Source organism: Vibrio fortis, assembly GCF_000695685.1.
Taxonomy (GTDB): Bacteria; Pseudomonadota; Gammaproteobacteria; order Enterobacterales; family Vibrionaceae; genus Vibrio; species Vibrio fortis_A.
On record NZ_JFFR01000014.1, the window covers coordinates 63580 to 86425 of the forward strand.

The 22846-nt window shown below is 44.2% G+C and carries 21 protein-coding genes; 9 read left to right on the forward strand and 12 right to left on the reverse strand.

The features are described 5' to 3' along the window. Positions 1-43 precede the first annotated feature (43 nt). From VFDL14_RS12855 to VFDL14_RS12845, 3 genes are read left to right on the forward strand one after another with little or no spacing between them, the layout of a single operon-like run. The gene (locus VFDL14_RS12855; RefSeq protein WP_032550959.1) at positions 44-493 is read left to right on the forward strand and encodes a GNAT family N-acetyltransferase; all 450 of its coding nucleotides are present in this window, start codon (positions 44-46) and stop codon (positions 491-493) included. 3 nt (positions 494-496) lie between these two features. After that, positions 497-1093, forward strand: a complete 597-nt coding sequence (locus tag VFDL14_RS12850; RefSeq protein ID WP_032550960.1) for a DJ-1/PfpI family protein — start codon at positions 497-499, stop codon at positions 1091-1093. Between the two features lie 9 nt (positions 1094-1102). Continuing rightward, the gene (locus tag VFDL14_RS12845; RefSeq protein WP_050487408.1) at positions 1103-1633 is read left to right on the forward strand and encodes a DUF2867 domain-containing protein; all 531 of its coding nucleotides are present in this window, start codon (positions 1103-1105) and stop codon (positions 1631-1633) included. A gap of 166 nt (positions 1634-1799) precedes the next feature. Here the strand turns inward: VFDL14_RS12845 and VFDL14_RS12840 are convergent, their stop codons facing one another. Together VFDL14_RS12840 and VFDL14_RS12835 are read right to left on the reverse strand one after the other, a co-directional pair. Further along, entirely contained in the window at positions 1800-4982 is a 3183-nt protein-coding gene (locus VFDL14_RS12840) for an efflux RND transporter permease subunit (RefSeq protein WP_032550962.1), read from the reverse strand. Between the two features lie 13 nt (positions 4983-4995). Further along, the gene (locus VFDL14_RS12835) at positions 4996-6222 is read right to left on the reverse strand and encodes an efflux RND transporter periplasmic adaptor subunit (RefSeq protein ID WP_032550963.1); all 1227 of its coding nucleotides are present in this window, start codon (positions 6220-6222) and stop codon (positions 4996-4998) included. Positions 6223-6382: 160 nt separating this feature from the next. Between VFDL14_RS12835 and VFDL14_RS12830 the strand changes: the two genes are divergently transcribed. Then, positions 6383-6991: a TetR/AcrR family transcriptional regulator gene (locus VFDL14_RS12830; RefSeq protein ID WP_032550964.1), complete on the forward strand. Its 609-nt coding sequence runs from the start codon at positions 6383-6385 to the stop codon at positions 6989-6991. 28 nt (positions 6992-7019) lie between these two features. Here VFDL14_RS12830 and VFDL14_RS12825 read toward each other — a convergent pair whose 3' ends face one another. The 3 genes from VFDL14_RS12825 to VFDL14_RS12815 form a co-directional block, all read right to left on the reverse strand. Continuing rightward, positions 7020-8171 (reverse strand): tyrosine-type recombinase/integrase, encoded by a 1152-nt coding sequence (locus VFDL14_RS12825; protein WP_032550966.1) that lies wholly within the window; start codon positions 8169-8171, stop codon positions 7020-7022. Between the two features lie 150 nt (positions 8172-8321). Further along, positions 8322-8768, reverse strand: coding sequence for a GNAT family N-acetyltransferase (locus VFDL14_RS12820; RefSeq protein ID WP_032550967.1), 447 nt, complete (start codon positions 8766-8768; stop codon positions 8322-8324). Positions 8769-8803: 35 nt separating this feature from the next. Beyond that, positions 8804-9610: a sulfite exporter TauE/SafE family protein gene (locus VFDL14_RS12815; RefSeq protein WP_032550968.1), complete on the reverse strand. Its 807-nt coding sequence runs from the start codon at positions 9608-9610 to the stop codon at positions 8804-8806. A gap of 347 nt (positions 9611-9957) precedes the next feature. Between VFDL14_RS12815 and VFDL14_RS12810 the strand changes: the two genes are divergently transcribed. Both VFDL14_RS12810 and VFDL14_RS12805 read left to right on the forward strand, forming a co-directional pair. Further along, positions 9958-10935: a DUF1852 domain-containing protein gene (locus VFDL14_RS12810; protein ID WP_032550969.1), complete on the forward strand. Its 978-nt coding sequence runs from the start codon at positions 9958-9960 to the stop codon at positions 10933-10935. Between the two features lie 18 nt (positions 10936-10953). Then, positions 10954-11988 (forward strand): methionine synthase, encoded by a 1035-nt coding sequence (locus VFDL14_RS12805; RefSeq protein WP_032550970.1) that lies wholly within the window; start codon positions 10954-10956, stop codon positions 11986-11988. A gap of 368 nt (positions 11989-12356) precedes the next feature. Here the strand turns inward: VFDL14_RS12805 and VFDL14_RS12800 are convergent, their stop codons facing one another. Continuing rightward, positions 12357-13229: a PhzF family phenazine biosynthesis protein gene (locus VFDL14_RS12800; protein ID WP_032550971.1), complete on the reverse strand. Its 873-nt coding sequence runs from the start codon at positions 13227-13229 to the stop codon at positions 12357-12359. Positions 13230-13407: 178 nt separating this feature from the next. Here VFDL14_RS12800 and VFDL14_RS12795 point away from each other — a divergent pair, with 178 nt between their 5' ends. Next, the gene (locus VFDL14_RS12795; RefSeq protein WP_419177363.1) at positions 13408-14016 is read left to right on the forward strand and encodes a type II secretion system protein; all 609 of its coding nucleotides are present in this window, start codon (positions 13408-13410) and stop codon (positions 14014-14016) included. Between the two features lie 289 nt (positions 14017-14305). After that, entirely contained in the window at positions 14306-14701 is a 396-nt protein-coding gene (locus tag VFDL14_RS12790; protein WP_152549234.1) for a DUF2391 family protein, read from the forward strand. A gap of 150 nt (positions 14702-14851) precedes the next feature. Here the strand turns inward: VFDL14_RS12790 and VFDL14_RS12785 are convergent, their stop codons facing one another. Then, positions 14852-15796, reverse strand: coding sequence for a LysR family transcriptional regulator (locus tag VFDL14_RS12785; protein WP_032550973.1), 945 nt, complete (start codon positions 15794-15796; stop codon positions 14852-14854). A gap of 190 nt (positions 15797-15986) precedes the next feature. Here VFDL14_RS12785 and VFDL14_RS12780 point away from each other — a divergent pair, with 190 nt between their 5' ends. After that, complete coding sequence (locus VFDL14_RS12780) at positions 15987-16799, forward strand: enoyl-CoA hydratase/isomerase family protein (RefSeq protein ID WP_032550975.1); 813 nt, start codon at positions 15987-15989, stop codon at positions 16797-16799. Positions 16800-16882: 83 nt separating this feature from the next. Here the strand turns inward: VFDL14_RS12780 and fecE are convergent, their stop codons facing one another. From fecE to VFDL14_RS12755, 5 genes are all read right to left on the reverse strand, one after another. Beyond that, entirely contained in the window at positions 16883-17647 is a 765-nt protein-coding gene (fecE, locus tag VFDL14_RS12775; protein WP_032550976.1) for a Fe(3+) dicitrate ABC transporter ATP-binding protein FecE, read from the reverse strand. Positions 17648-17649: 2 nt separating this feature from the next. After that, positions 17650-18621, reverse strand: coding sequence for a FecCD family ABC transporter permease (locus VFDL14_RS12770; RefSeq protein ID WP_032550977.1), 972 nt, complete (start codon positions 18619-18621; stop codon positions 17650-17652). Continuing rightward, positions 18621-19655: a FecCD family ABC transporter permease gene (locus VFDL14_RS12765; protein ID WP_032550978.1), complete on the reverse strand. Its 1035-nt coding sequence runs from the start codon at positions 19653-19655 to the stop codon at positions 18621-18623. The genes VFDL14_RS12770 and VFDL14_RS12765 overlap by 1 nt, the downstream gene beginning before the upstream one ends. Next, a complete protein-coding gene (locus tag VFDL14_RS12760; protein WP_408695680.1) occupies positions 19652-20533 on the reverse strand; it encodes a Fe(3+) dicitrate ABC transporter substrate-binding protein in 882 nt (293 codons plus the stop codon). The genes VFDL14_RS12765 and VFDL14_RS12760 overlap by 4 nt, the downstream gene beginning before the upstream one ends. A gap of 147 nt (positions 20534-20680) precedes the next feature. Then, positions 20681-22834: a TonB-dependent receptor family protein gene (locus VFDL14_RS12755; protein ID WP_032550981.1), complete on the reverse strand. Its 2154-nt coding sequence runs from the start codon at positions 22832-22834 to the stop codon at positions 20681-20683. Positions 22835-22846 lie beyond the last annotated feature (12 nt).

Genomic DNA, 22846 nt, shown 5'->3' on the forward strand with positions numbered 1-22846 from the left:
TTATCCCCTAGAAAGCCTTTAGTTGTCCAAAAGGAAAAATGACATGGAAGTGATCATTGGAACGTCTCGTGAGATTATCGAACAAGCTCAGGCTATACGATTTCAGGTGTTTAGTGTAGAACAGAGTATTCCGAATGAACTGGATTTCGATGGTCTAGATAATAGGTCAGTTCATGCTCTCGTTATGGACGACAATCAAGCGATAGCGACAGCACGACTACTAATTAAACCAGATGGTTCGTCCGTTATGGCGCGAGTTGCCGTATTAAAAGCATACCGTAGTCAGGGTATCGCGTCAGAAGTTGTGAAAGTGTTGGTTAACTACGCTGAGCAGCAAAGCGTTGAGTCAATTGAAATTCATGCGCACAGCTACTTGAGAAACTATTATGAAAAATTTGGTTTTAACTTCGTTCAGGAAGTTGAGATTGTAGGTGAACACCAACTAATAGAAATGCGTTATCAACTTACCCGAACTTATCAACCAAGCAGGTGAAAGATGGATATTGCAGTACTCACTTTTGACGGATTTAATGAATTAGATTCGTTTATCGTATCCGGCATTCTAAATAGGATGAAAGACGTCGGTTGGAATGTACAAATCACGAGCCCATCTCGGTACGTTACTTCAATGAATGGAGTAACCATCCGGTCGCAACAAACTCTAGAGTTTGCAAACAAAGCAGACGTTATTCTATTCGGCAGCGGTGCTCTGACACGAAACATAGCGCGTGATGAGAGCATATTATCTAAGTTAAAACTGAATCCAGACAACCAGTTAATTGGTGGGCAATGCTCAGGTACACTGTTGATGTCTGTTTTAGGTTTGTTGGATGAAGTGCCAGCCTGTACCGACTTAACCACGAAACCTTGGGTAATTGAATCTGGAGTTTCTGTTCTTGATCAGCCGTTCTATGCCAAAGGAAACGTTGCGACAGCAGGCGGTTGTTTGTCTTCGAAATACTTAGCTACATGGGTGATCAGTAAGTTATCAGGTAAACAAGACGCCGAGTCTGCTATTCATTATGTAGCACCCGTCGGAGAAAAAGAGCATACAGTAAAACACTGTATGTCTGTGGTTGGTGAATACTTGTAGAATTGATCAATTAGAGCGTTCACACAACTTTTCAGGAACACATATGGAAATCCCCAAAATTCTGCGTTGTTTAATTATGCGAAAGGTTCATATTTCGCAGATAGCTTTTCTTGTGAAGTACCCAACAAGGGGCAGACTGCCCTCGATGTTTATCTTGAAATAGCAAAACAAACACCTGCTTGGATCTCCTTCTTGATGGCCATGAGAAATAGGATAGTGTCGATGTTTGGATTAAAGCACTTAGGTCGGCTACAAGATGCCACGATGGATATAGAACCAGATCACCTTAAGGTTGGCGATCGCCTTGGTATTTTTACGTTGGTAAGCAATACAGACGATGAGATCGTGCTGGAAGATCGTGATAAGCATCTGGACGTGAGAGTGTCATTTTTGTTGGATCCTCAAAGGGAGAAGGTAACCGTGCATGCAACGACAGTAGTACACGTACATAACCGTTGGGGTAAAGCGTACATGCTCTTCGTGGCTCCAGTACACAAGATTATTGTTCCTAGCTCTTTGAAAACCTTCGTACAAGCTTAACCACAACTATTTATCATGGCACAGTTCTACTCTTCCTCGTTATATGAATACGATTTAATCTGTTAGTTTTGAAGCGCAGCTGAAGATAGTTCTATCAAGCCATAGAACGAAAAAAAGGCAGCCCCAAATAGCACGGGCTGCCTTTCTAATCACTCAAAATAAAGGATTAGACAGTGGATTCGTTAATCGGCTCTAGTGCAACTTGCTCTGTGTTGTCACTCTGCTCTTTAGGAGTACGTTTAGCCAATACGTAGTAGAACAGTGGTGTGAGTAGCAGACCGAATATGGTTACACCAATCATGCCGGAGAACACAGCGATACCCATTGCTTGTCTCATTTCAGCACCGGCACCGGTAGAGAACACCATTGGAACCACACCCATGATGAAGGCAATCGACGTCATCAAGATTGGGCGAAGACGTAAGCGTGATGCTTCAAGAACAGCCTCCATCACCGTGCGACCTTTGTCTTGCAACTCTTTGGCGAATTCTACGATTAGGATGGCGTTTTTAGTTGCCAAACCAACCAGTACGATTAGACCAATTTGAGTGAAAATATTGTTGTCGCTACCCCATAGAATCACACCGCTGATCGCCGATAGAAGCGTCATAGGAATGATTAAGATGATTGCCATCGGAAGACGTATACTTTCGTATTGCGCAGCAAGTACTAGGAACACCAACAAGATAACCAATGGGTAGATCAACATAGCTGTATCACCAGCCAATTTCTGTTGGTAGGTCAGCTCTGTCCATTCGTAAGTCATGCCAATCGGTAGTGTTTCTGCAAGGATCTGCTCAATCGCCGCTTGCGCTTCACCTGAGCTGAAACCTGGCATAGGGCTACCATTGATTTCTGCTGTGGTGTAAGCGTTGTAGTGCATCACACGATCAGGACCAGCACTGTAATTCACATCAACAAACGCGCCCAAAGGAATCATTTCACCGTTCGCATTTCGAACTTCTAGCTGTCGAATCTGCTCTGGTGTTTGGCGGAACTCTTCATCGGCCTGAACGTTTACTTGGTATGTGCGACCAAAGCGGTTGATATCATTGACGTACGTGCTCCCCATGTAGGATTGCAGAGTCGAGAAAACATCGTCTAATGATAGGTCTTGCTTGAGCGCTTTTGTACGGTCAACATCCAGGTCTAACTGTGGAACATTCACTTGATAGCTTGAGAACACGCCAGTTAACGCTGGGTGAGCCCATGCTTTCATGATCACTTGTTGAGTGACACCGTATAGTGCTTCGTAGCCGTGGTTCGCTCTATCTTGGATCTGCAAACGGAAACCGCCAATCGTACCCAGACCTTGAACCGGTGGTGGTGGAAAGATCGCAATGAATGCATCAGGGATAGAAGCAAATTTTTGGTTTAGCTGACCTGCAATCGCATTTGCGCTAAGACTCGGATCTTGACGCTCGTCGAAATCAGCCAACGGAGTGAACACGATGCCGCTGTTTGGACTATTGGTGAACCCGTTAATGCTCAGACCCGGGAAGGCCACGGAGTGTTCAACGCCTGGTTGTGCCAAAGCAATCTCAGACATCTCACGGATAACCGCATCGGTACGCTCAAGTGAAGCCGCGTCTGGCAGTTGCGCGAATGCAACCAAGTACTGCTTATCTTGACCCGGCACATAACCCGTAGGAGTCTGATCGAATTGGTAAGCCGTTAGGCCAAGCAGGCCAACGTACATCACCCCAATCAGTGCGCCAAGTCGAATGCTCTTCTTCACCGCGTAACCGTAAGCGATAGAACCTTTGTTAAATAGCTTATTGAATGGGGCAAATACGAAGCGCCCAAACAAACCATCCATGGCACGGGTTAGCCAATCTTTCGGTTGGTCGTGACCACGTAACAACAGAGCAGAAAGAGCCGGACTCAAAGTCAGCGAGTTGATTGCCGAAATAAATGTCGAGATAGTGATGGTCAACGCAAATTGTTTATAGAACTGACCCGTTAAACCAGACATAAACGCAGTCGGGATGAATACCGCAGCGAGCACCAACGTAGTTGCAACAATTGGGCCTGTAACTTCTCGCATCGCTTTTTCTGTCGCCGCGATTGGAGCAAGACCTTCTTCGATGTTTCGCTCAACGTTTTCGACCACCACGATCGCATCATCAACAACGATACCGATAGCAAGTACCAGACCAAATAGTGACAGAGCATTTAAAGAAAAGCCCATTAAGTACATGAAAGCGAATGTACCGACTAGTGAAACTGGAACCGCAACTAATGGGATGATCGATGCGCGCCAAGTTTGCAAGAACAGGACAACAACTAGTACAACAAGTAATACCGCTTCAAGCAGTGTTTGCACTACCGCTTCAATAGAACCACGAACAAATACCGTTGGGTCGTAAACAATCTCGTAGCTCACACCTTGAGGGAAGCTAGCTGACAGCTCTTCCATTTTCGCTCTTACGTCATCAGAGATCTGAATCGCGTTTGAACCAGAAGCTTGGAAGATTGGAATTGCAACGGCGTCTTGGTTATCAAGTAGTGAACGAAGTGAGTAGGTTTCGGCACCTAATTCAATACGAGCGACATCCTTCAAACGGTTGACCTGACCATCTTCACCAACCTTGATGATGATGTTCTCGAACTCTTCAACCTCGCTTAAACGGCCTTTGACATTAATAAGCAGTTGGAAGTCTGACGAACCACTTGGTTGAGCACCAAGGCTACCTGCTGCAGCTTGTTTGTTCTGCTCGCGAATCGCAGAAATCACTTCACTAGGATTGAGGTCAAGGCTTGCGACCTTGTTGGGATCAAGCCAAATACGCATGCTGTATTCGCCACCACCAAACAGGCGAACGGCACCAACGCCTTCGATTCGGGCAAGTTCATCCTTAACGTTAAGCGCTGCATAGTTCGCAAGATAAAGTAGGTCATAGCGCTCATCAGGCGACACCAAGTGAACGACCATGGTTAAGTCTGGTGATGACTTTTCCGTCACAACACCAAGTCGCTGAACAGTTTCAGGCAAACGAGGTAGGGCACGATCAACACGGCTTTGAACTAGGGTTTGCGCTTTGTCTACGTCGGCACCAATGGCGAAGGTAACGGTTAACGTCATCACGCCATCTGAAGTCGCTTGAGAAGACATATACAGCATATCTTCTACGCCATTAATCTCTTCTTCAAGGGGAGACGCGACGGTATCCGCAATAACTTTCGGGTTCGCACCCGGGTAAGTCGCTGTTACAACGACAGTCGGAGGAACAACCTCAGGGTATTCAGTGATAGGCAGTTGCCATACAGACAATGCACCACCGATGAATATGAGTATCGACAGGACGGATGCAAAGATCGGCCGACGAATAAAGAACTGGGAAAACATTGCAACGGTTCCTTTATTGCTTCACTTGCAGAGTCAGTAGTTCACTGCGCTGCTGGTCTCGTAATGCTTGCTGCTGGCGAATATTGACAAGGGTGTTTTCATCAGCCATTGCAACTTCATCAGGCGTAACAGGCATGTTGGCACGCACGCGTTGTAAGCCATTAACGACAATCTTTTCGTCGCCTTTTAGGCCATCTAATACAATGCGCAGACCGTTAAGGCCTTCACCAAGTGAGATTGCTCGGTATTGGACAATATTGTCATCGCCTAAAACCAAAACATACTTGTTGTTCAGGTCGGTACCAATCGCTTTGTTATCAATCAACACACCTTGGTAGCTATCCGAGCCAGCGATACGCATTTTCGCGAACATACCCGGCAGAAATTTCTTATCCGCATTATCAAAAACGGCGCGAACTTGAATGGTTCCCGTTGCTTCGTCAATCGCATTATCTACAAAGTCGATATAACCGATATGAGGGAAATCGGTATCGTTAGCTAACGACATTTGGACGACATTTTCAATTTCACCATCCGCTGAGATGAGGTTATTAAGCTCTTGATATTTAAGGAAACTACGCTCATCAATGTCGAAATAAGCGTACATTTTCGAAGTAGATACCAGTGACGTAAGAACGGTTTGACCCGTAGTTACATAGTTACCTTTGGTCACTTCTGCGAAAGAAACTTTGCCTGAAATCGGCGCGCGAACCAGAGTGAATTCAAGGTCTAGTTCCGCTTTGGCCAAAGCAGCTTTAAGGGCTGAAACACTTGCAACACTACGCTGTTGATCGGCAAAACGTGCATCAACGGTCTCTTGTGAAATCGCTTTGGTTTTGCTTAGTCTTTGTGCGCGTTCATAATCTTTGATTGCTTGATTCAAGCTTGTTTGAGCACTGCTAAGTTCCGCTTTCAAACGGTTAACTTCAGCAACAAACAAACGATTGTCGATTGAGAAAAGCACGTCTCCAGCTTCTACGAGATGGCCTTCGCGGAAGTGAACACGGTCTACGTAACCCGACACACGAGGCATCACGGTGACGGTTTGAGGTGATTCTAATCGACCAGTGTATTGATCAAGTTCGGTAACCTGTTCTACAAGCACTTGTGCCACTTCAACCGTTGGTGGTGGCGGCGCTGATGCAGGTGCTTCGGCGCGTGAATCTTGACATCCAGACAACACCAATGGCGCTGCAAATGAGATTAGTAGAAGAGGCGTTCTAAGGTGTTTGCCTACCATCTCGCTATCCTTATGTTAGTTTTGTACCGATCGGTATAATAATCCTGACTTTTGATATTGATCAAGTAAAATTTATAGAATGAATGGTTACAACATATGGACAACGTATGCCTGCCGCATTACCATTTAGGGGATTGAACGAATAAGTGGTAGTTAGATTATGGTAGTCGGTACAGCAGGTCGACCACGCAGTTTTGACCAAGAAAAGGCGTTAGAAGAAGCATTAAAAGTGTTTTGGGAACAAGGGTTTGAGGGAACATCTCTTTCTGACTTGACCAAGGCGATGGGCATCAATAAACCCAGCATGTATTCCGCCTTTGGCAACAAAGAACAACTGTTTCTTAAAGCGGTCGAAATGTATAAAGCCCGTGAATCAGAATATTTTTATCAGGCCTTAGAACAGGCTGACATACGTAAGGTGATCACGGACATCATCATTGGGAGCGCACAAGCGCATAGCTGTAAAGATAAGCCAAAAGGTTGTTTGATGATCCAGGGCGCCTTGGCATGTAGTACGGATGCTAGTCCGATAAAACAGGCGATGATGGATTGTCGAAAAGAGATGGGTGAAATATTGCTAGCAAGGTTCACAAAAGCTCAAAATGAAGGCCAATTAATTGAATCCGCTGACCCACAAGTGATGACACATTTTATGGCCACTTTTCTCAATGGCTTGTCAGTTCACTCTATGGATGATGTGTCACCAGAGATGATTATTGCTGTGGCGGAGCTCGGAATAAAAGACTTACACGCATTTTGCGTAAGCTAATGTTTTAATAAGGTTAATTGGATTCGTTTTAACCCTGGAGCATGAGGTTTGGACTGTCTTGGTTATTCAAACCTCTCAAATAGCGAAGTACCATTTCATTACTTTTCCAATCACCAAGTTGAATGAGCTGGGTTAAATTTAAGCCAGCATGATAACCATCTTGCAATGCACCGACACGGCTAGAGTGGCCACTCCATATGTTTCTATGAGCCTCTGTTGATGTGACAATGTCACCTAAACCAGCGAGTAGATCGTGGGCGCGTTGATAAATACGGTCGATAGTCATGCCCGACATTGGAGTTTGGCGATAGCCTGCTGGCCTTGCTCCTTTTACGGTTAACCAACAAAAGATAAAATCATCTTCATCCAGCGGCTGGCAATAGGTATGAATATAGCGTTTTACAATCACCGAAAACCGGCCTGTTAATCGCTTCGGTTCTGGACTGATTGTGGTTTTAGATGTAACACGTTCGATATTAATGTCTCCATTTTCAAGAAACTTAACGTGCTTTTTGCGTATTTTACCAATCTCGCCTTCACGAAGTAGGGTGCCATAGGCGACAGTAAGAACAGCAAGATCTCGATAAGGTACAGCCCGTTTTTCATTGCCCCATAGATCCATCAATCGCAGCAAATGGTGTTTTCGAAATGGTTTAGCTTGCAGTTCGATAACTTGCGAGCCGGTAATTTCCATTTCATCTTTTGGCAACGATTTAAAGAAGGTGGCAATGGCTGGTAGTTTAGTGACGTCTTCCGTATTCATGATTTTGTGGAACAGACTAAGCTGAGCTCTATATTGTTTAAGCGTATTGATCTTCACATCGAACTCTAGCTTAAGCGATTTGAACCAAGTTAATAGGACTGGGGCGTATATAGGAAAGCTATAAACGTTTTGGTCTTTACAGTAGTCATCCCATTTACGAACAACGAACGCTAACATCTTTAAAGTGTGAATACTCAATCCGCCACGGTTTTCTTCGAACTCGTCTAAGTATTTTCGCACTAGAGGTAACTCAGTCCAATTCGGATCAAAACTCTCGTTAAGGTTCGGAAAGTTAAGTTTAAAGCGACTGAGCTTCTCTTTTTGTTTTTCCCACTTCTGGACAGTTTCTTTATGAGAACGTTCAGGTGACAGCGTCACTTGGCTTTGTCGTTGAGTTGGGAAGTTAGAGTTCGTCATAATGCCTATGTTAGCAAACAAGTGTGATATAACTGTAATTATATCACACTATATAATTGGGGCGACGATCGACATAAAAAACTCCTTCAAACGAGGTGAGTTTCGCCTGTTAATTAAATAATGAGCCGAAATGGTAAGTTGAGATGATGATCAGAGGTTAATATACAGCCTGAGCATGTCTTTATGCTGGATACCGTTTTCGAATATTGGGTCGCTGTAATTCATGAGGAAATAGTCTTTAGATACCGAATCAACGCGAAAACCCAATCTTTGGTAATACGTTAATTGATAGCCAAAGGTACCCGTTCCTAACTCTATACGAGTGATACCTTTGTTTGGTAAGTCTGCAAGCACCGACTTTAAAAGTTTTGTACCGATACCAAGACGTTGATGACTGGGCAGTACTGAGACATTAAAAATCTCAACAGTGGTAGAAGTGAATGGTTTAGCAATACAAGCTCCTAATACTTCATTATTTTCACAAGCAATAAAGCAGAAAGAATTATATAGATACGAGGAAATACTCGCCTCGGATGGATCCGCTTCTAACAGCAAATCAAAAGGAACCTCGCTAGGTTCGATTTCTTTGAATTCCAAGAAGAGCTCCTCGCATACAACTAAAACTTGAGGAACTAATTAAACGCCATGTTTGCGGCCATAACAACCAAAAGTACTGCAAAAATTTTCTTAATCGTTGCAACAGGAAGATGGTTAGTTGCCTTTGCTCCCAATGGCGCCGTGAACCATGACGTCGAAACAATACCAAGCAAGGCTGGTAAGTAAACAAATCCGGCAAAACCATCACTTAACGAAAAATAGGAAAGGCCAGAGCTCACGTAACCGACAGACCCAAACAGCGCGATGATGATCCCACATGCCGATGCACAACCGATCGCCTTTTTGACGTTGACAGAAAAGAAAGACAACAAAGGAACCAAAAGAGCGCCGCCACCGATACCGATCATCGCAGACAAGGCACCAGTAATGGTGGTGAGAATGGTAAGTACACCTTTATTAGGTAAAGTACGTTCAGGGGCATTGTCACTTTTACTACTAAGAAACATTTTGACCGCGATAAGAAAGACACTCACAGCGAAAATGGTTCTAACGACTTGGTCTGGCAATTGCGCAGCCATAAAACCACTGATCAGTGCGCCCGAAGCAACACCAACCATAATCCAAGGTGCGATGTCCCACGGAACATTGCCATTTTTATGGTGAGCAATAGCAGAAGAAGTTGAAGTAAAGAGTATAGATGCTAAAGAAGTTGCGATAGCTACGACCACGACTTGATCAGATGGCAAAACGCCAAACTGCAGCAATATAATGCTTAAGATAGGGACGATGACTAAACCACCGCCAATGCCCAATAGCCCAGCTAAGAAACCAACGCCGCTACCTAACACAGCACAACACAATATCAGTACTATTTCACTCACCCTTAATCTCCTATTAATTGTTAGGGTTTGCATTCCATATAAAGCAAATCATCAAATCGGATAAAGTAATATAACTGAGTAGCACATCAATGCCACCCTATAACTACATGAATATTTCTCATAATCAATGTGAAGGATTACCACTGTTTTTCGAACCTGGATTCGAGCTATAAAATAGACTCTTCTCTAAATCTAGCGAAACAATTACAGTTATATTGGAATTTGAAGTTATTCAATTATTAAATAGAGCTGTGGTGACTAATGACTGGGACTATAAAAATAATCCAGAAAGCCTAGAGAGAGTAAGGAAATAAGCTTTCAACTCAGGAAATAGGATACCGCTCAACATGACTACTGATTTTAACTTTACGATTAAAAGCATCGGACTTGATGAAAATTACCACCCTTCAGACAGTACGCGTATTACAACTAACTTTGCCAACTTAGCGCGTGGTGAGAACCGTCAGAGAAATCTTCGTAACGCATTGAACATGATTAACAATAATTTCAATGCTTTAGCAAATTGGGACAACCCAAATCGAGACCGCTACTCTGTTGAACTGGAGATCGTGTCTGTTGATATAGACATTGAAGGCAAAGGTGAAAACTTCCCATCTATCGAAGTATTGAAAACTAACATTGTCGATCACGCGACCAATGAACGCATTGAAGGTGTAGTAGGGAATAACTTCTCTTCATACGTGCGAGATTACGATTTTAGTGTTTTATTGTTAGAGTATAATAAAGATAAACCTGGCTTCAGCGTTCCTGATAATTTCGGTGAACTACACGGCAATTTATTCAAATCGTTCATTAAGTCTGACACATACAAAGCGAACTTTAAAAAGCTACCTGTTATCTGCTTAAGCGTATCAGACAATAAAATATACCAACGCACAGACAACCAACACCCAGTTTTAGGTTTCGAATATCAGCCAAACGAATCATCTTTAACTGAGCAATACTTTAAGAAAATGGGCCTAGAAGTACGTTACTTCATGCCGCCAAATAGTGTTGCTCCGTTGGCATTCTACTTCTTTGGTGACCTGCTTAACGACTACTCGAACCTAGAACTGATCAGCACTATTAGTACGATGGAAACTTTCCAAAAGATTTACCGCCCAGAAATCTACAATGCGAATGCGGTTGCTGGTAATCGTTACCAACCAAACTTAAAGAACTCAGATCACTCACTTACACAAATCGTGTACGACCGTGAAGAGCGTAGCAAGCTAGCAATCAAGCAAGGTAAATTCGCTGAAGAGCACTTTATCAAACCGTTCCAACACACGTTAGACCAATGGTCTGCAAGCTTCGCTGTTTAAGGCTAGGGGATTGTACATATGTCAAAATTACTACCAACTTCTACCGCAGGCAGCCTACCAAAACCTTCATGGCTCGCTGAACCTGAAAAGTTATGGTCACCGTGGAAGTTACAAGGTAACGAGCTAATCGATGGTAAACAAGACGCCTTACGTGTCTCATTACAATCTCAAGAGCTTGCAGGCGTCGATATTGTCAGTGACGGCGAGCAAACACGACAGCACTTTGTGACCACTTTTATTGAGCACTTAAGTGGTGTTGACTTCGAAAACAGAAAAACCGTTAAAATCCGTGATCGTTATGACGCGAGTGTTCCTACAGTAGTAGGTCCGGTTTCTCGTCAAAAACCTGTTTTCGTTGAAGATGCGAAGTTCTTACGCTCTCAGACTAAACAACCGATCAAGTGGGCGCTTCCTGGCCCAATGACGATGATCGACACGCTTTACGATGACCATTACAAAAGCCGTGAAAAGTTGGCGTGGGAATTCGCTAAAATCCTAAACCAAGAAGCAAAAGAGCTAGAAGCAGCTGGTGTCGACATCATCCAGTTTGACGAACCGGCGTTTAACGTATTCTTCGATGAAGTTAACGACTGGGGTATCGCGTGCTTAGAGCGTGCGATCGAAGGCCTTAAGTGTGAAACTGCTGTCCACATCTGTTACGGCTACGGCATCAAAGCAAACACCGATTGGAAGAAAACACTTGGCTCTGAGTGGCGACAATACGAAGAGGTATTTCCAAAGTTACAGAAGTCGAAGATCGACATCATTTCTCTTGAATGCCACAACTCACATGTCCCAGTAGAACTGCTTGAACTGATTCGCGGCAAAAAAGTCATGGTCGGTGCAATTGATGTTGCGACCGATGAAATTGAAACGCCAGAAGAAGTCGCAGAGACTCTAAGAACTGTACTCAAGTACGTCGACGCTGATAAGCTTTATCCATGTACTAACTGTGGTATGGCGCCATTATCACGCAATGTGGCTAATGCCAAGTTGGACGCCTTAAGTGCTGGCGCAGCCATAGTACGAAAAGAACTTGAAGCCGGTGCTTAATACAAAAACGTTATGATAAACGGGACTTGAGAAAGCCCCGTTTTTAGTTTGTTTGGAATGAAAGCTAACATATAAACTTATAGGACATTTTAAAATTGCTTCGATGCTCAGGTGCATATTACGTACATTATGTTAAATATGATATTTTTAATATCTAGGTCTATAAAATCCTGTAACTAAGCCATTCTCCTGCTCATATTGAACGCTCCGAATTTAGCTCGTTTGGTTCTCTAACTTATTAAAATTTAACAATAAGTCGATTTACCATAAAATAGATAATAACCATAAATGTTGTTGTTCGGCGAATGCTGGGCATTCTTGAACAGCAACATTTTTACGTTATCTATCTGAGCAAGATTTCGTGATGTTTAGTCTTGTAGAATTACAATCTTTGAGCCTATGACATTCACGACACCGCCAACCTTAACTCTTTGAACACCATGTTCGTTTGATTCTACTGAAGCGAAGATATGCGATAAGGCACCCATGGCGCGGCCTTGTTCAAAGACGAATGAGCGTGAATGTTCGGCCGCTAAATACTTATCTAGATAACAAGCAAGTGCACCACTCGCGCTGCCCGTTGCAGATTCTTCTGAAATACCAAACAAAGGGGCAAAGTTTCGGCAGTTTGCGGTTACTTCGGTTTCATAGGATAACTCAAACACATGAGCGCCAACTAGTTCGTGCTCTTTAGAGAATTCAATCAGCTTGGCTTCGTCGATGTTTACCTTATCGAGATACCCTTTAGGTACTTGGATAATAAGATCAGGTAAACCAGTCGATACCACCTGCATTGGAAAGCTCGGAGAATCCAATGCTTTTTCATCGATGCCAATTAAACCAGCTACTTCGTAATTTGAAAAAGTACGCCCAAACGTTGGTAAAGCCTGCTCCATGATGACCTCACCCAGAACGTTGACCGATACAGGTAATACCCCTGCTTTGGTTCTCTGGCGATATTGACCATCAGTGATAAAACCTTTCTGATGTAATACAGAAAATGTCGCCAACGTAGCGTGGCCACAAAAATCGACCTCACCAGTGGTCGTAAAGAAAGAGACTTCAAAGTCCACTTCTACATCGTTACTTACAAACGCTGTCTCTGAGTAACCAATAATCTGTGCGATGTGTAACTTATCCGCATCGTTGAGACGATCAGCATTTAGAACGACACCCGCTGGGTTTCCTCCGCTTCCATCCTTGGTAAATGCGTTAACTAAGAATACCTCTATGTTTTCCATCAATCCTAAACACCTTGTTTTGTCATTGACGACTAACTTACTGGCATAGTTAAGTAAGTGCAAATTCGCTGTTTAATTACAAACTTGTGACAATTTTAGGTATGTTCTGATATAAATTCACCGCTCTGAATATATACCTCCCTTTTGCCACAGCTTTACAAATAACAGGATTTTAATTGTGCCTTTAGTTCGAGTGACAAAATTGAAAATTGCGGTAGCCAGCGCTGCTTTGATTGCGGCTAGTCTACTCGGTTGCCAAGCATTCAGTTCCAATGTGTCTGAGACTGAAGAAGCAAAGCTCATCATCAACTACCTTGACCAAGTGTTAGATGCAACGCACCAATATGCCGTCGATAACGGTAGTTTGCCACCTATTACTTTAGATACTGACGCTAACTACGGGTATTTGAATATCAACAACCTCATCGAGAATCCTGGGTTATCCACGTGGCAAGGACCATACCTACCATTCGAGGACACCTGGATTGGAGGTGACCAGTACATTAGCCATCCTGACTATATCGCGACACAGATCCTGCTAAAAGAAAAAGACAGTTCATGGGTGAGAGGAAGCTCTGAAACGGGCTGCCAACCTTCATCTGAGGCATGTTCACTTGCAGCTTGTATTTGGTTGGTTCCACTCGAAGCGGCTCAGGAAATCAATCACATGATTGATGGCGAGATGAATACAGCGGATTCAGACGCCAAGGGTACCATTCGATTTGAAAAAGCTATGGTGGGAAGCTTAGTGTGTAAAATTGGTGGCGATTACCCTTTACCAGAATAATTCAGCCGCCCCGTCTTTGGATAGTCCAATTTGAATAAAGATATTTAGTTATGATGCGTTAGGCCATGCTATGCAAGATATTGTGTTCGAGCACACCCAATAGCTAGCAAGCTTGTCAATCGCTGACTAGGTCAAAATTTCGAAGATAAGTAATTGCAAGAGCAAGAACAGATTCCTACTGTATACTAAACGAAGCTAGGCTCTCCGCGTAATACCCCGCAAGACGCGAAGTAATGCCGCATTGAACCCTCGTTCTAAAGAACAAATGTGCTAACGCTTGGGAGGCCACGTGTCAAAGAGCTTTAACCTTGAAGATGCAGGACAAATCTTTGTGGGCGCTTTCGCTCTCGCGGTACCTATATCATTTTCAGAGGAAGCTTGGCAGCTAGGCGAAAGTTTACCAACAGCAAACCTCGCGTTGCTTTTTCTTCTGTCGTGTTTGTTCTTGTCAATTTACGCTTTCGAGAGCGTTTACCAAAGAAATATCAACGGCAGAGTCATAGAGTTTATCTCACGTATCGTGATTGCTTATATATTGACAATTATGGTCGTCGCTTTGGTGTTGTTATGCATCGATAAGCTCCCTGTGCTTGATTCTCCGTTGGTTGCTTTAAAACGAGTTATCGTCATTGCTATGCCAGCGTCAATGGGAGCTATTATTGTTGATGGTTTTGATAAAGAATGAACCAAAGTAAGCTGTCTAGGTAGTACCTTTCAATCTCCACTATTGGCCGGTGTTCTATTTAAAAGATGAGTCTGGACCATATGGCATAATCACAAGAACTTACGCTAAATAAAATTGGTATGGGGTAAAAAGCTTGAGTATCTCTTCAAGTTAACGTCCATACATCTTGTCGAAGTTTGGAATGTTCTTTTCCCAAATGGGTGTCTCTTCTCCCACAATGGATTTGAGTGTGTCAATAAACAACTTGGTTTTAATCGGTGCATCTCGGTGCGGATACACGGCATAGAAGGTGCCAAAATCATCAATGTTCAAATGCGTCATGATCGGCACCAACTTGCCTTGTTTGATTTCGTCTTGAACCATTTGTGCAGTCACCACAGCAAGCGTATTTCCTCCTGCAGCGCTTCTTGCCAACATTTCCACATCATTCACTTTATAAGCGACATTAAGCTGAAAGTGCTGTTGTTTACCTTGCTCATCTTGATAGCCGAATTTATCGAATAACAAGCCTGGAGCGGCGTAGATAGTAGCGGGTAGTGATTCCAATTTCTCAAGACTACTCACCTCACCATGCTTTTCTAAAAACGCAGGGGCAGCAACAATCAAAAGGCGACTTCGCGCAATCCTACGGGTAATCAAGCTTGAGTTTTTAGGTCGTCCAATTCGGAAACCAATATCAAACCCCTCTTGCACCATATCAACCATGCGATCTTCTAAGCGCAGTTCAAACTCCACATCTGGGTATTGCTGTTGAAACACCGAAATCGCATCTTGAACGTATTGACGTCCGAACATGGTCGAACTGGTAATGCGCAAGACACCGCGAGGCTCTTCGTGATAATTCTGCGCCAAACGGTGAGTATCACTGAGAAGTGACCGAAGGGATTTAGCTTGGTTGACCATTTCATTCCCAGCAGCCGTCAATGATAAGGAGCGCGTGGTTCGGTTGAGTAATCGAACGCCCAATTCCTCTTCCAAACGGCTGATCTGTTTTGAGATCACCGAACGATCCACATTCTTCTGTTCTGATACCTTAGTGAACGAGCCAAGCTCGACCACCTCAAGTAACAGCAATAAACGACTAGAGAAATCCATAACGCCTTACCCTAAAAAACCATTGTTGCTTTTATGGCACCAATTATATGCCATTTAGCTTATTTTTCTCATCTTATAACAAATCTATAGTAGCTGCACACAACGGGAGAGAGACGAACCTCCTCAATACCAAACCAATAAATTCGCGTTACCGAGGTCTGCTGACCTTACTAACGCTGAGGAAACAGCAATGAAAACTCTATCAATCACAACACAAAACGGCATCGCTACTGTTGAAATTAACAACCCACCAGTGAACGTACTGACTATCGATTTGATTAATGAAATCAACGAATTTGTCCTATCACTTAAAGATGACCGCAATACGAAAGTAGTGGTATTCAAATCGCTTCATGAGTCTTTCTTCTTGGCGCATTTAGATTTGAACGTTATCAACGGCACACAAGGTGGTCAGGCAGCATCAATTGAATTCAACCACATGATTGCCAACATCAAAGCGATGAAACAAGTATCGGTTGCTGTGGTTGATGGTGTGGCTCGTGGCGGCGGTAATGAGTTTGTGATGGCGTGTGACTTGGCTTACGGCACAGAGAACTCAGCATTTGCTCAGCCAGAGATTCACGTCAACATCCCAACGGGTGGTCAAGGTGCGGTGCAGTTCGCTCGTCGCATGGGCAAAAACAAATCGCTTCAAGCACTGCTTCTTGGTAACGACTTTACGGCACAACAAGCAGAACAGTTAAACATCATTACTCAGTTTGTTCCTAAAGCAGAGTTGGATGGGTTCTTGGCAACAACATTGGGCGTGATTAGCCAACTAGAAGTGCGTGACATCGTGATGTACAAAGAGATCATCGCAACCTCTATCAAAGATGAAGACGCAGGTGCAGAGCTAGAATTGCGTTACTTCTTAGAGCGCGCAAAAGAGCAAAAAACCGCAGCAATCATCGACGCGTTCCTAAAACACGGTGGTCAAACAGAACGTGAAGCGAAAGACATCCAAGGTATCTTCGTGGATACCGCGGCAGAATTAAACAAATAGACTGGTTCTAGATGACACCTATGATTAAGACTAAGTCATAGGTGTCGACTTGATAGAGCGCCACAGTGTGCTTCCCAAAACACCTAAATAGCTACACACATCGGCGTATTTGAAATCGGATCGCGGAATACTTTCGCATTTAGGTCAAACACACCATCAAGTAACGCCTCTGTCATCACCTCGTCGGGCGAGCCTTCTGCCACAACACACCCCTGCTCTAACACCACCAAATGATCGCAGTAACGACACGCTTGATTTAGATCGTGCAGTACCACTACCACCGTTTTACCTTTGGCGTTCATTTGTTGCATCAAATTCATTAACTCCACCTGATGCGACATATCTAAATACGTGGTTGGCTCATCAAGCATAACGATGTCCGTATCTTGTGCTATCACCATAGCGATCCACGCTCTCTGCCTTTGTCCCCCTGATAAGGATTCTACTGGCTTATCAGCATATTCAAGTACGCCTGTATCACGCATCGCTTGCTCAACAATGGTTTGATCGTCTTTTCCTAACTTTCCCCAGTGAGATACATAAGGAGAACGTCCATATTCGACCAATTTTCTAACGGTAATTCCTTCCGGGCTAACTAGGATTTGTGGCAGAAGCGATAAAGAACGTGCAAGCGCTTTATCGCCATAACTTGATAATGGTTTACCTTCAAACAATACCTCACCTGACATTGGTTTATTGATTCTTACCAAGGTTTTTAACAAGGTGGATTTTCCACATCCATTGGGGCCAATCAATGCGGTAATTTTCCCTTTAGGAATTGAAACCGTGAGGTCTGGGATGATCGTTTGTTTGCCGTACGCGACGGAAAGGTTCTGCGTTTTTAGCATGGTTACCAACCTCGATAACGATAAAGAAGAAAAATGAAATAAGGTGCGCCAATCACTGACGTCAGCACGCCTGCAGGCAGTTCGATTGGAGGGTTCAAACCTCGTGCGAGTGCATCTGCGCAGGTGACTAAAATGGCCCCTAATAAAGCAGACGCAGGGATTAGCAACTTATGATTGTGGCCAAACAATAAACGCGCTAAGTGGGGCGCCAATAACCCAACGAAACTGATTGTCCCGGCAACTGACACGCTGACACTTGCGAGTAATACAGCGGCCAACAATGCGAGAACCTGAATTTGTTTTGGCTTGATACCCAAGGTAGTAGCACTTTCCTGACCAAGTCCCAACACGTCTAATCGCCAAGCAAGCCATAATGCCATTGGTAATAGTAAAACCAACGCCCCCCAGATAAATGGGACTTGCTGCCAGTTCCTACCCCAAAGGCTACCTGTGAGCCATACCATGGCTGTATTGATCTCGATAGGGTTAGTGACGAGTAAGAAATCAATACAACTGGCCAGAAACGCACTTACCGCAATACCAATTAATGCCAGTTTGGCCGGTGTTGGCTGGGACCACCATGCCAATAAGGCAATCAATCCAGCCGCAAAAACACCACCACACATCGCAAATATAGGAAGCAAGCTTACTGGCGCATTCGGAAACCAAACCAAACTCGCTGTTGCAGCAAGGCCTGCTCCGGCGCTAATTCCCATCAAGTCAGGAGACGCCAGAGGGTTACGTATTACCCCTTGAACTAACACGCCTGAAAGCCCCAACCCTGCACCGACACTGATTGCAAGTAACATACGTGGCAACCGATACTGTTGGATAACAAAATCGTCATTAGAAAAAGCGATCAGGTGTTCCATCACTTGAGAAATAGAAAGTGACGCAGCTCCAACAAACAAGCCAGAAAAGGCCATCAACATCAATAGCCCAAGTAACAACAATAGCTTCGCATTATGGTGCATTAAGACTTCCTCGTAGCTATGAGAACAAAACAAGGTGTCCCCAGTAAAGCAGTGATGACACCCACAGGCGTTTCTGTCGGGAAAGCAATCGCTCTGGATAACGCGTCAGACCAAGATACCAATGCAGCACCTGCCATCGCGGAAACGGGAATTAACACATGGTAATTATGCCCAACCATAGGGCGAACTAAGTGGGGAATTAACAATCCGACAAAGCCAATAGGCCCGGCAATAGCGACACTCGCTCCCGCCAGCAAAACAATGGTCACACTACAAATGAATCGCGTAAGCCGGATGTTGCTGCCTAGCCCAACCGCAATCTCCTCACCAAGCGCCAGTAAATTAAGGTTGCGCGCCAAGCTAATAGCTAACCCTAGCCCAACAATTATGGGCGGCCACAATATTCGCCATTGTTCGTCATCCACGGTAGATAATGAGCCTGTAAGCCAATGCAGCACGCTATAAGCCATATCGTCGGCAAGAATCAATGCTGCTCGAGTCAACCCAATCAATAATGCCGTAATGGCGATGCCCGCTAAAACCAAGCGCAACGGGTGAGATCGTGCGGAAAAAAAGCCACCGAGGATCATCACAGCACCGCCACTTAACGAAGCACCGATAACAGCATTTAGAATTGGATTGAATTCACTGACAATAGGCACGCCTATCGCAGCTAAAGCCATAAAACAGGCTGCACCAGAATTAATACCAAGAATAGAAGGAGACGCGAGTGGGTTTCTTGTTAAGCCCTGCATCAATAAGCCCGCAACTGCTAAGCTGGCTCCAATCAATAACCCAGCATAAGCTCTTGGCGCTCTCAGAGTCGCCAAAATTTGATGAGTCATATTGCTCGTATCAAAGGCAAACCAATAGCCAACTAAGTCATTAAGAGTCAGAGAAAAGTTGGACCATCCCAGCATCGAAGCCGCATAGCCAGATAGCATCAAACACAACACTGACAACGTAAATACAGTGGCTCGCCACGGTAATATTGTCAGCTTTCGCTTTCCGCTAGAGGTCAATATCGTTCTCATGATCGTTCCAAGATCTGCTCTAGATTTTTCGCCATCTGTTCAGCCGCTAGCATGCCTCGATTTAATGACCAAAGTGCTGGTGACACTTCAACAACTTGACTATTTTTTGCTGAAGTCATTAGGTTGAATAACGGGTTTTTCTCCCAATCGTTGACCACATTAGGATGCGAGTAAGCGCCTAATAGCAGCCAGTCCGGATTGGTTTTTAGCAGCAACTCAAAGCTCGTTGGCAAATACGCTTTTTCGGTTGGCTCTTCAATCGGGCTCGCAATTCCTAATGTTGTCAGTACTCCTCCGGCATAGGATGCAGGGCTATGAAGCCACATGCCTTTGTCCGATACGACAGCAAACTGAACGGTTTGCTTCAGAGAGAAATGGCTCTTGAATTCGAGCATGGCTTGTTGATGTTGTCGAATTCGTTGCTCCATGGCTGATTGCTTATCAAGAGCGACACCAATTTTTAGCGCTGATTCCAAATTTTCTTGATACGTTTCGCCTCGGCTTTTTAATAGCAAAGTCGGTGCAATTCGCTGCAAATCTTGATAGACAGTACGGTGACGCTCAGCATCTGCGATGATCAAATCTGGTTTGAGAATGGCAATGGCTTCTAGGCTAGGTTGAGAGCGCATACCAACCGACTGCCAGGGTTCAACCAACTCTCTTACTGCTGGAATCACCCGTGTAGCATCATTATCGTCAGCGACACCAACGGGAGAAACATCTACCGCCGCCAATGCATCCACGAATGAGAACTCCAGAACAACGATGCGTTGTGGCGTAGTGTTAATCTCAAACTGGCCCTGCTCATCTTGGATCACTCTTGTTTTTGCCAATCCAGAAAATGAGATTAAGCACATCATCAATACAGCAAGACTCATCCATAATCTATTCATTGAATATTGTGTAATTATCGAAGCTGGTTGAAAGTCGTTTCCCATATTAAATTATCCTCTAACGCTAGAACCGTGAAAGTCGCCAAGCGTATTGGCGACTTTTGTTTATATTAAATTTCAATAAATTACATATTAGAATTGGTAATTCAGATCCAAGGTATAAGAGCGTCCAGGAGCTGGATAACGACCAACCGGACTAGTATCAATACCACGGAAGTAATAGTCTTCATCGAACAAGTTGTTAACCGCAAAGTTCATACGTAGTTTGCTGCTGTCGTCCTTGTATAGATCGGAACCTAGATTAAAGTTCCATACCATGTATGACGGTACTTTACCCGTTGCGCCCGTTGCATCTTCGGCACTCGTGTTCGCATTGTCAGAATATGACTCACTGAAGTAATAACCAGATAGCGTTGTGTCTAACTTGCTAAATGCGTAAGTCGCGTCCCAACTAAATTGATGTTTGGATGTATAAGGAAGTTGATTACCTTTGTTTGCACCCGCTTCTTCAATCGTAGCATCTAGGTAGTTATACCCAGCGCCTAGACTCAAAGCTTGAAGTGATTCAGGAGTATAACGGCCGGAAAGCTCAACACCTTGGTGCAGTGTTTTACCAATATTGTCAAAAGTTTGGGTCGCACTTTGCCATTGAAGCTGATCTTCGAAATCGATTCGGTAAAGCGCCACATTGAAACTGGTTGATTCTTGGTTGTAACGCGCACCTAACTCGTAGTTCCATGCGAGCTCACTGCCCTCTTCACCTTTACCACGGATGTAAGCAATCTGTGGTGCACGCAAAGATTTTTGAGCATTGGTGTATCCCACCCATTGCTCAGTAAGATGGTAAGCTACAGTCAAACCAGGTAACCATTCGGTCACTTTGTTGTTGGTCTTTTCCGCATTACCGAGGTCATTAAATGCCATATCTATTGATTCATAACGAATGCCTGGGGTTACCTTTAACACGTCATTAAACAAACCAATTTCGTTGCTTACATAGCCTGCGAATGCATCTGTATCTAAGTGCCAATCACGTGGAGTGGTCGTAGCGCCACCAGCAATCGGCGTTTGGGTAAGTTTGTAATCGATATCTTCGTTCACGTAGCGCGCGCCTACTATCCAATTTTGCGTTACGGTGTTTCCGTCAAAGTACATCGCCAATTTAGGCTCAACACCATAAACAGAAAACTCACGAGGTGAAGTACGAATATGAGTAGATGGCAATGCAGGATCCGCCCAGTGACCGCCCGCACTGTTAAAGCCCCACTGGAAGAAACGTTCAGAATGGTGACCAAAGGTTAGAATCTCAAGCTCTGAACTATCGGCAAGGTTAAGGTCATGTAGGTATTTTATGCTCCAACGCGTCGATTCACCTTGGTATTCATCATACGGTCGCTTGGATTGTGTACGATCATTTTTGTAGTCGTCTGGTGATAAAGCACCTGGCATTTGAGTATCAGCATCATAGCGTTGGATGAATGCTTGTAGCTCTTGTGTATCACTCAGTAACCACTGCAGTTTCGCTTGGAAATTCTTCACATCGGTGTCTGAGTGTTCACGGAAACTTTCACCTTTTAAGAAGTTACCCTCAACTTGAAGTGCCAATGTATCGGTTAGCCAGCCTCCCGTGCGCAGATACAAATCATTTAAAGGAGCATCACCTTCTTCGAAAACAGTTAAACGATTGCTAACTTCAGTTTGCCATTTATGAGGAATTGGTTTGGTCACTAAGTTGATCACACCACCCACATTGTTTGGTCCATATTGCACAGCCGCACCGCCACGCACGATATCGATACGATCCAACATCGAAAGTGTCGCTGGGAAGATTGACTGTCCAGTATGGCCATAAGGCGCTAGAGTCAGCGGTACACCATCCATTAGAAACTGAGCATGACCACTTCGACTCGCCTTCAAACCACGCACTGAAATGTTAGGTAGAACACCTGTGCCAGTTTCGTCTTGAACTTTAATACCAGGTACACTTTGAAACGCTTGATCAATAGAAAGTGCGCCAGTTTTCTTAATTTGTTCATGAGTAAGTACAGTACGAGCACCTGGGTACTCTTTAACGTCTTCTAGTTCAGAATTACCAATAATACTGCCCGTTACGACAACGGTTTCCATTGTCGTGGTTTGAGCTTCATTAGCGGCAAACACGTTAGTTGAAGTCACAGAAGCAACAGCAACTGCAAGTACACTCAAACGTAGTTTATGATGCGCTTGAGTTTGCGCATTCTTGTCCAATTTCATTTGTGGGTTACCATCCAAATCTTGGTAAAGCATGGAGATCTCCTA